The sequence below is a fragment of the Variovorax sp. 01T439_2 genome, assembly GCF_056398445.1.
The window spans coordinates 1-7,741 of sequence record NZ_JBFTPJ010000283.1 but is presented as its reverse complement, the minus strand read 5'-3'; the positions used below and the strand labels follow the sequence as shown (position 1 = coordinate 7,741).

Below are 7,741 nucleotides of genomic sequence, written 5' to 3'. Positions count from 1 at the left end.
CGCTCGGCCAGCGCGGCCAGCGTCTCGGGCTTGAGGCGGCTGGTGGCGCGGTTGTAGACGATCACGCCGAACTTCACGCTCTTGCACACGGCTTCCACGTGCGCGGCCAGGCCTTCCTGGCCGGCTTCGGTCAGGTAGTGCGGCAGCAGCAGGATGCCGTGCGCGCCGGCCTTCTCGGCCGCCTGCGCGCACTGGATCGCAAAGCGCGTGGGGCCGCCGGCGCCCGCGATGATCGGCACCACGCCGCGGCAGGTGTCGACCGCGGTCTGGATGATGCCGGGGTACTCGTCGCCCGTCAGCGAGAAGAACTCACCGGTGCCGCCGGCCGCGAACAGCGCGCTCGCGCCGTAGGGAGCGAGCCATTCGAGACGCTTCTCGTAGCCCTTCTTGTTGAAGTCCCCGTTCGCGTCGAARTCGGTCAACGGGAACGAAAGCAGGCCGGAGCCCATGATGGATTTGAGTTCTTGAGGGTTCATCGAGACACCAATGAGTGAGTTAAGAAATGGATGCTGAGGGCGCTCAGTCCAGCTTGATGCCGGCGTCGGCAACGACCTTGGCCCAGCGCGCGCGCTCCTTGCCGAAGAACTGCTCTTCCTCGGCCGGCGCCATGGTCACGACCTCGGCGCCCTGCCCCGCGAGGCGCGAGCGGATGTCGGCCGTGCGGATGACGGTGATCAGTTCCTTGTTGAGGCGCTGCACGATGGCGTCGGGCGTGCCCCTGGCCACGCGCACGCCCTGCCAGGTGCCCGACTCGAAGCCGGCCACGCCCTGCTCCGCGATGGTGGGCACTTCGCCGATCAGCGGCATGCGCGTCGCTTTCGACACGCCGAGCACCTTGAGCTTGCCGCTCTGCACATGCGGCAGGGTGGCGAGCATGCCGTTCATGAGGATCTGCGTCTGGCCGGCGACCGTGTCCTGCACCGCCTGCACGCCGCCCTTGTAGGGCACGTACTGCCAGCGTGCGCCGCTCGCACGCTCCAGCGCCACGCCGGCCAGGTGCGGCGCACTGCCGGTGGCGGTGACGGCGAAGTTGATTTCCGACTTCTTCGACAGCGCGATCAGTTCCTTCAGGTTGTTGGCCTGGACCGAGGGATGCACCACCAAGAGGTGCGGCGAATAGGCCAGCATGGTCACGCCGCGCAGGTCCTTGGAAGGATCGAAAGGCAGCCGCGTGTAGACCGAGGGGCTGATGGCGAGCGCGCCGACGTCGCACAGCAGCAGCGTGTAGCCATCGGGCTTGGACTTGGCGACGAAATCGGCGCCGAGGTTGCCGTTGGCGCCCGGCTTGTTATCGACGATGACCGGCTGGCCCAGCGCTTCCGACAGCGGCTGGCTGATGGAGCGGGCAATGATGTCGGACGAACCGCCCGGCGGGTACGGCACCACGATGCGCACCGGCCTGGACGGCCAGTTGTCCGCGGCATGCACGCCACCGGCGGCGAGCACCCCGCCGCCCAGGGCGCCTAGCATCAGATCACGTCGTTTCAAGCTCATTCTGAGTCTCGGCCGCGTAGATCTCTTCGTGCTCGCGGTTCACGCGGCTCAGGTACTCGCCGCGCCGGTCGTAGTTGCGGATGGCGGTGATGCGCGTGCGCGGAATGATCGTGGTGCCCAGGTGGCTCATGATGTCCGCGAAGTACGGATTGCCGGTGGCCTGGGCGATCTGCAGGTGAAAGCGGAAATCGGGCGCCACGGTGTCCCCCGCCACCGCCACGTTGCGCTCGAAATCGTCGAGCGCCTGGCGCATCGCGAGCAGCTGCTCCTCGGTGCGGCGCGTGGCGGCCAGCCCGGCGGATTCGGTCTCGAGGCTGATGCGCAGCTCGAGCACCGCCAGCACGTCCACCGAGGTGGCGATGTCGGCGGAATCGAGCCGGAACATGCCGGCCGCGCGCGGCTGCAGCACGAAGGTGCCCACGCCGTGGTGCGTTTCCACCAGCCCCGCCGCCTGCAGCTTGGACAGCGCCTCGCGCACCACGGTGCGGCTCACGCCGAAGGATTGCATGATGGCCGACTCGGTCGGCAGCTTGTCGCCCGGGCGCAGCTGCTGGCTGCGGATCTTTTCGCCCAGGTCCTCGACCAGCCCGTGGGCGAGCCCGCGCGCACGCGGGCGCGGACGCCCCACGAAGGGCGTGCCGGCGGCAACTTCTGTCGCCGCGTCGGAAATTGAGGGATTACCCGCAGTCGTCTGGACCATGGTCACGATAATAATCCCGCATTAGTTGTACGACAACAGATAACTTCTCAGGCCAGCAAAAATGTCGACGTCCCATCAAGCCCCCAACACCCCGCTCCACCGGATTCTGCTGACCGGCGCCGCCGGCGGACTGGGCAAGGTCCTGCGCGAACGCCTGCGCCCCTACGCCCGGATCTTGCGCCTTTCCGACATTGCCGCCCTCTCCCCTTCCGAGGGCGCGCACGAAGAAGTCGTGCCCTGCGATCTTTCGGACAAGGCCGCGGTCCACGCACTGGTCGAGGGCTGCAGCGCCATCGTGCACCTGGGCGGCGTTTCGGTCGAGCGGCCGTTCGAGGAAATCCTCGAAGCCAACATCAAGGGCGTCTTCAACGTCTACGAAGCCGCGCGCCGCCACGGCGTGAAGCGCGTGGTGTTCGCAAGCTCCAACCACGTGATCGGCTTCTACAAGCAGAGCGAGCACATCGACGCCCACGCCCCGCGCCGGCCCGACGGCTACTACGGCCTGTCGAAGTCCTTCGGCGAGGACATGGCGCAGTTCTATTTCGACCGCTGGGGCATCGAGACGGTGAGCATCCGCATCGGCTCGTCCTTTCCCGAGCCGCTCAACCGCCGCATGATGAGCACCTGGCTCAGCTACCGCGACCTGACCACGCTGCTCGAGAAGTCGCTCTTCACGCCCGGCGTGAAGCACACGGTGGTCTACGGCATGTCCGACAACCGCGACGTCTGGTGGGACAACAGCGCCGCCGCCCACCTGGGCTTCGTGCCGCAGGACAGTTCCGAGGTGTTCCGCGACAAGGTCGAGGCGCAGCCGCCCGTGGCGCCGACCGATCCCAACGCCATCTACCAGGGCGGCGCCTTCACGGCACAGGGACCGTTCGGCGATGCAGGCTGAACTCGTCCTCGATGCACGCAACGGCACCGGCGAAAGCCCGGTGTGGCATGCCGCGGAGCAGGCGCTCTACTGGGTCGACATTCCGGCACGCACGCTGAACCGCTGGCATGCGAGCGAAGGCCATGCCCAGTGGCATGCGGACGAAATGATCGCCTGCATCGCGCCGCGCGCCGATGCGCCCGGCGCCTGGATCGCCGGCATGGAAAGCGGCCTCTTCTCGCTCGCGCCGCAGGCCGGCGGCACGCTGGCCGCCACCGCGCTCGCACCCGTGGCGCATGCCATGCCCGCGATGCGCTTCAACGACGGCCGCTGCGACCGCCAGGGCCGCTTCTGGGCCGGCACGATGCTGCAGGACATGGCCGCCGGCGCGCGCGTCGGCCGGCTCTACAGCTACGCCAAGGGCAGTGCCGGCGCCGCCATGCGGCTGGACGACTTCATCGTGCCCAACGGGCTTGCCTTCAGTCCCGACGGCCGCACGATGTACCTCTCGGATTCGCATCCCGCGGTGCAGGCCATCTGGTCCTTCGACTACGACACCGACACCGGCACGCCGCACAACCGCCGCCTGTTCGCCGACATGAAGCCGCTGCCCGGCCGCCCCGACGGCGCGGCCATGGACGCCGACGGCTGCTACTGGATCTGCGGCAACGACGCGGGCCTGGTGCACCGCTTCACGCCCCAGGGCCGGCTCGACCGCTCGCTCGAAGTGCCGGTGAAGAAGCCCGCGATGTGCGCCTTCGGCGGCCCCGCGCTCGACACGCTCTTCGTCACCTCGATCCGGCCCGGCGGCATYGACCTGTCGGACCAGCCCCTGGCCGGCGGCGTGTTCGCGCTGCGGCCCGGCGTGGCGGGCGTTCCCGAGCCGGCGTTCGGCGGCTGACCCTTTTTCTTCTTTCTTTTTTCACGACAACCACCACGCAGAGGACGAGACAATGAAGCTCCACAAGACCCTGATCGCACTTGCCGTCGGCGCCGCAGCCGCGCTCACCACACTGGCTGCCAGCGCCACCGAGTTCCGCTCGGCAGACATCCATCCCGACGACTACCCGACCGTGACCGCGGTCAAGTTCATGAGCGAGCGGCTCAAGGCGCTCTCCGGCGGCAAGCACAGCATCAAGGTGTTCAACAACAGTTCGCTCGGCAGCGAGAAGGACACCATCGAGCAGACCAAGATCGGCGCGCTGCAGATGGTGCGCGTGAACATCGCCCCGATGAACAACATCTGCGCCGAGACGCAGGTGYCGACCATGCCCTTCCTGTTCCGCTCGGTGGACCACCTGCACAAGGTGCTCGACGGCCCGATCGGCGAAGAGATCCTGAAGTCGTGCGAGAAGCAGGGCTTCGTCGGCCTCGCCTACTACGACAGCGGCGCGCGCTCGATGTTCACGGCCAAGAAGCCGGTGCGCAGCTTTGCCGACATGAAGGGCCTGAAGGTGCGCGTGCAGCAGTCTGACCTGTGGGTGTCGATGCTCGAGGCCATGGGCGCCAACGCCACGCCGATGCCCATGGGCGAGGTCTACACGGGCCTGAAGACCGGCCTGATCGACGCCGCCGAAAACAACTACCCGACCTACGAAAGCGCCCGCGCCTTCGAAGTGGCCAAGTACTACAGCAAGACCGAGCATTCGATGGCACCCGAGATGCTGCTGTTCTCCAAGCGCGCATGGGACAAGCTCTCGGCCGAGGAGCAGGGCTGGATCCGCCAGGCCGCCAAGGAATCGGTGCCTTACATGCGCAAGCAGTGGGAAGAGCGCGAGATCAAGTCGCTCGCCACGGTGAAGGCCGGCGGCGCCGAGATCATCGAAGTCGACAAGGCCCCGTTCCAGGCCGCGATGAAGCCGGTGTATGACAAGTTCATCACGGACGCGAAGCTCAAGGACCTGGTCAAGCGCGTGCAGGACACGAAGTAAGTCCGCCTCCTCGACCTGGCTCCTCCCCTTCCTTCCCCCTCCGGGGGAAGGGCAAAGAAATCTATGTACACCAAACTTTGCCGCACCCTCGCCCGTGCCTGCATGTGGTTGGGCATCCTCGGGCTCGTCGCGGTGATCTGCGCCGTGAGCTGGCAGGTGTTCGGCCGCTACGTGCTCAACAACACCCCCACCTGGGCTGAAAGCCTGGCGCTGCTGCTGGTGCTCTACGTCACGATGTTCGGCGTCGCCGTCGGYGTGCGCGACGCGGGCCACATCGGCCTCGAATCCTTCCTCGTGCTCGCGCCCGACTGGCTGCGGCTGAAGATGGAATACCTGATCCACGCACTGATCCTCGTGTTCGGCCTGGCCATGGCCTGGAATTGCGCCTCCCTCGCCGAATCGGTGTGGGACTACCGGCTGCCCACGCTCTGGATCTCCGAGGGCTGGAAATACGTGCCCGCCTCCGTGGCCGGCGTCCTCATCGTGATGTTCTCCATCGAACACATCATCGCGCTCGCCCAAGGCCGCGAAGTCGAACCCGCCTGGGCCTGAACCGCATCATGACGATTCCTCTGCTCATTCTTTGCCTCTCGTTCACGCTCTTCCTGCTGCTGGGCGTGCCGGTCGCTTTCTCGATCGGCCTCTCGGCCCTGTCCACGCTGCTGTATGAAGGCCTTCCTCTGGAAGTCGGCTTCCAGCAGATGACCTCCGGCATGGGGATCTTCTCGTTCCTTGCGATTCCGTTCTTCATCTTTGCCGGCGAGCTGATGCTCTACGGCGGCATTGCGGACCGCATCGTCAACTTCGCGCGCAACGTCGTGGGCCACGTGCGCGGCGGCCTCGGCATGTCGAACGTGGTGGCCTGCACGCTGTTCGGCGGCGTCTCGGGCTCGCCCGTGGCGGACGTCTCGGCCATGGGCGCCGTGATGATCCCGATGATGAAGAAGGAGGGCTACCACGCCGACTACGCGGTCAACGTGACGACCCACGCGGCCCTGGTCGGCGCGCTGATGCCGACCAGCCACAACCTGATCATCTATTCGCTCGCGGCAGGCGGCAAGGTGTCGATCGCGGCGCTGATCCTGGCGGCGCTGCTGCCGGCGGCGGTGCTCACGCTCAGCAACCTCGCGGCCGCCTACCTGGTGGCGGTGAAGCGCGGCTACCCGGCCGGCAGCTTTCCGGGCTGGGCCATCGTGGCGCGCTCGTTCGCGGCGGCGCTGCCGGGCCTGTTCATCGTGGTGCTGATCCTCGGGGGCATCCTGTCGGGCGTCTTCACGGCGACCGAGTCGGCGGCCGTGGCGGTGCTCTATGCGCTGGCGCTCACCATCTTCGTCTACCGCACGCTGAAGTGGGAGCACTTCGTCAAGGCAGCCTCGAAGGCGGTGCGCACCACCGGCGTGATCCTGCTGCTGATCGGCATCTCCAGCACCTTCGGCTACCTGATCAGCCTGTATGGCGTGGCCGAACTCACGGGCCAGATGCTGTCGCAGATCACGAGCACGCCGTGGGTGATCTTCCTGCTCATCAACATCATCCTGTTCGTGCTGGGCACCTTCCTCGACATGGCGGCAACGATCCTGCTGTGCACGCCGATCTTCCTGCCCATTGCACAGCACTACGGCATGAGCTCGGTGCAGTTCGGCATCGTGATGCTGATCAACTGCGCGCTCGGCCTGAACACGCCGCCTGTGGGCACCACGCAGTTCGTGGGCTGTGCGATTGGCGGCGTGTCGGTGGGCACGGTGATGAAGACCATCTGGCCGTTCTACGGTGCGCTGATCTTCGCGCTCGCGGTGGTCACCTTCGTGCCGGCCTTCTCGACCTGGCTGCCGAGCATGTTCATGGTCGTGAAGTAACGGCAGCACAAAGCAAGACAGAGGTTCCGCGATGACCGATCCGAACACCCGAGCACCGCACTTCATCCGCATGCACGCGGCGGACAACGTCGCCATCGTGGCCAACGACGGCGGCCTGCCCGCCGGCACCGTGCTCGCGTCCGGCCTGGTGCTGGTCGACAAGGTGCCCCAGGCGCACAAGGTGGCGCTCGAGGACATTCCCGAAGGCGGCGTGGTGCGGCGCTACAACGTGCCGATCGGCTATGCCCTGAAGCCGATCCCGGCCGGCAGCTGGGTGCACGAACGCCTGCTGCAGATGCCCGCCGCGCGCGAGCTCCAAGGCCTGCCGATCGCCACCGTGCGCCCGCCCGCGCAGCCGCCGCTGGAGGGCTACACCTTCGAGGGCTACCGCAACCTCGACGGCTCGGTGGGCACGCGCAACATCCTCGCCATCACGCAGACCGTGCAGTGCGTGGCGGGCGTGGTCGACTTTGCCGTGCAGCGCATCAAGGCCGAGCTGCTGCCCAAGTACCCCAACGTCGACGACGTGGTGGGCCTCTCGCACAGCTACGGCTGCGGCGTGGCCATCGATGCGCCCGACGCCGTCATCCCGATCCGCACGCTGCGCAACATCAGCCTCAACCCGAACTTCGGCGGCGAGGTGATGGTCATCAGCCTGGGCTGCGAGAAGCTGCAGCCCGAGCGCCTGCTGCCGCCCGGCAGCATCGCGCTGGTGGACGAGCGCAACGTGGCCGACGTCGGCGAAACAGCCAACGCCAAGCTCGACGTGGTGTGCCTGCAGGACGACGCGCACGTCGGCTTCATGTCGATGATCGATTCGATCATGCGGCAGGCCGAAGAGCACCTGGAGCGGCTCAACGCCCGCCGGCGCGAGACCGTGCCCGCC

Annotated in this window: 9 protein-coding genes; 6 read left to right on the top strand and 3 right to left on the bottom strand. The window is 67.1% G+C overall.

Translation table 11 applies throughout. The features are described from left to right. From AC1DOC_RS15080 to AC1DOC_RS15070, 3 genes are all read right to left on the bottom strand, one after another. Window positions 1-476 (bottom strand): dihydrodipicolinate synthase family protein (locus AC1DOC_RS15080; protein WP_478130017.1); only part of this gene is annotated, 476 nt, incomplete at its 3' end. Window positions 477-519: 43 nt separating this feature from the next. Then, window positions 520-1,494, bottom strand: coding sequence for a Bug family tripartite tricarboxylate transporter substrate binding protein (locus AC1DOC_RS15075; protein WP_012746870.1), 975 nt, complete (start codon window positions 1,492-1,494; stop codon window positions 520-522). After that, the gene (locus tag AC1DOC_RS15070) at window positions 1,475-2,194 is read right to left on the bottom strand and encodes a FadR/GntR family transcriptional regulator (protein ID WP_478130016.1); all 720 of its coding nucleotides are present in this window, start codon (window positions 2,192-2,194) and stop codon (window positions 1,475-1,477) included. Before AC1DOC_RS15070 ends, AC1DOC_RS15075 begins: the two co-directional genes overlap by 20 nt. Window positions 2,195-2,255: 61 nt before the next feature. On the opposite strand from AC1DOC_RS15070, the gene AC1DOC_RS15065 reads away from it, so the two are divergent. The 6 genes from AC1DOC_RS15065 to AC1DOC_RS15040 form a co-directional block, all read left to right on the top strand. Next, window positions 2,256-3,089 carry an NAD-dependent epimerase/dehydratase family protein gene (locus AC1DOC_RS15065; RefSeq protein WP_278878940.1) on the top strand — a complete coding sequence of 278 codons (834 nt, stop codon included), beginning with the start codon at window positions 2,256-2,258 and terminating at the stop codon, window positions 3,087-3,089. After that, window positions 3,079-3,969: an SMP-30/gluconolactonase/LRE family protein gene (locus AC1DOC_RS15060; RefSeq protein ID WP_369664332.1), complete on the top strand. Its 891-nt coding sequence runs from the start codon at window positions 3,079-3,081 to the stop codon at window positions 3,967-3,969. The genes AC1DOC_RS15065 and AC1DOC_RS15060 overlap by 11 nt, the downstream gene beginning before the upstream one ends. 52 nt (window positions 3,970-4,021) lie before the next feature. Next, window positions 4,022-4,999 carry a TRAP transporter substrate-binding protein gene (locus tag AC1DOC_RS15055; RefSeq protein ID WP_478130015.1) on the top strand — a complete coding sequence of 326 codons (978 nt, stop codon included), beginning with the start codon at window positions 4,022-4,024 and terminating at the stop codon, window positions 4,997-4,999. A 63-nt stretch (window positions 5,000-5,062) separates the two neighbouring features. Beyond that, window positions 5,063-5,551, top strand: a complete 489-nt coding sequence (locus AC1DOC_RS15050) for a TRAP transporter small permease (RefSeq protein ID WP_012746865.1) — start codon at window positions 5,063-5,065, stop codon at window positions 5,549-5,551. A gap of 8 nt (window positions 5,552-5,559) precedes the next feature. Then, complete coding sequence (locus AC1DOC_RS15045) at window positions 5,560-6,855, top strand: TRAP transporter large permease (RefSeq protein ID WP_012746864.1); 1,296 nt, start codon at window positions 5,560-5,562, stop codon at window positions 6,853-6,855. A gap of 31 nt (window positions 6,856-6,886) precedes the next feature. Next, window positions 6,887-7,741: UxaA family hydrolase (locus AC1DOC_RS15040; RefSeq protein ID WP_478130014.1), on the top strand; the 855-nt coding region annotated here is incomplete at its 3' end.

Excerpts from the sequence above, each read along its gene's own strand:
- AC1DOC_RS15065 (WP_278878940.1), top strand. The coding sequence starts at position 2,256 with ATGTCGACGTCCCATCAAGCCCCCAACACCCCGCTCCACCGGATTCTG.
- AC1DOC_RS15070 (WP_478130016.1), bottom strand. The coding sequence starts at position 2,194 with ATGGTCCAGACGACTGCGGGTAATCCCTCAATTTCCGACGCGGCGACA.
- AC1DOC_RS15045 (WP_012746864.1), top strand. The coding sequence starts at position 5,560 with ATGACGATTCCTCTGCTCATTCTTTGCCTCTCGTTCACGCTCTTCCTG.
- AC1DOC_RS15075 (WP_012746870.1), bottom strand. The coding sequence starts at position 1,494 with ATGAGCTTGAAACGACGTGATCTGATGCTAGGCGCCCTGGGCGGCGGG.